The 1,019-nt window shown below is 69.5% G+C and carries 1 protein-coding gene; it reads right to left on the bottom strand.

Annotation, left to right across the window (positions count from 1 at the left end; all coding sequences use genetic code 11):
• Window position 1: 1 nt before the first annotated feature.
• Window positions 2–664, bottom strand: a complete 663-nt coding sequence (locus B0E53_RS36735; protein ID WP_107079943.1) for a C39 family peptidase — start codon at window positions 662–664, stop codon at window positions 2–4.
• Window positions 665–1,019: the final 355 nt, after the last annotated feature.

Below are 1,019 nucleotides of genomic sequence, written 5' to 3' on the forward strand. Positions count from 1 at the left end.
GTCAGGAGGCGCTGTAGCCGCGGGTGGCGATCCAGTCGGCGAGGTTGTCGACGGTGATGCGGTAGGAGGCGGTGTTGGGGTTGGCGCTGTCGGCGATGGTCACGGTGTGGCCGTTGTTCTGGTAGCCGACGACGCTGATGTAGTGGCCGCCTTCGAAGGAGTGGGTGTTGCCGTCGGTGTCGGTGGCGGTGCCGGCGATGTTGGCGACCACGGCGCGGCCGTCGTCGACGGTGCGCACGATGTCGGCGCGCAGGGTGTCGGTCTGCTTGTCGTCGGCCTTGCCGTCGCGGATTTCGACGGACCGGTAGTGCTTGCCGGTCTCCTTGTTCAGGACGGGGGTGATGTCGTTGATGCTGTTGGTGCCGTTCTCGGTGGTGCCCATCTCCTTGGCCATGGCGTCGACGTCGATGTTCTTGCCGAGCACGCTGATGGCGTTACGGGTGGCGGCGGGGCCGCAGTAGTAGAAGTTGGGCTGGGCCTCGTAGCGGACGTCGAGTTCCCGCTCGCCGTGGCCCTTACGGTCGGCCTGGACCTGCGCGGCAGGCTTGGCGGGGGCGGCGTGGGCGGCGTGGGCGGCGATCGCGGGGCCGGCGATCCCACCGGCGGTGGCGGCGATGCCGGCAGCGGTCAGGACGGTGTTCCGCAGCATGGTGTTGGTACGCATGATGAGATCACGCCTTCCGTTCGGGGGTGAGCAGCACACACGCGCAGGGGGGTGCGCGACGGTGCCACTGAGGGGGGAAGTCTGTGAGGGTTGCCCGGCGATCAAAGGGGTGACCTGCTCGGGCGGCCCGGGGATGTAACCGTCGGCGGCGGGGAGTGATTCCCTCGACCTGATCCGACGTCCCGGGGGATGTAACGACCGGGCGGGGCCGGTCATTCCGCGGCGGCCTCGCGCTGGGCGGGCTCTGGCGCGGTCTGCCATGTACAACGACCCCACCCCCGCCATGATTCCGCCACCACGGTGGCGCCGGCCACCACCCAACGTCGCCGAAACCGGACACCGACCCCAGAGCGGG

Source organism: Micromonospora sp. MH33, from assembly GCF_003013775.1.
Classification (GTDB): Bacteria; Actinomycetota; Actinomycetes; order Mycobacteriales; family Micromonosporaceae; genus Micromonospora; species Micromonospora fulviviridis.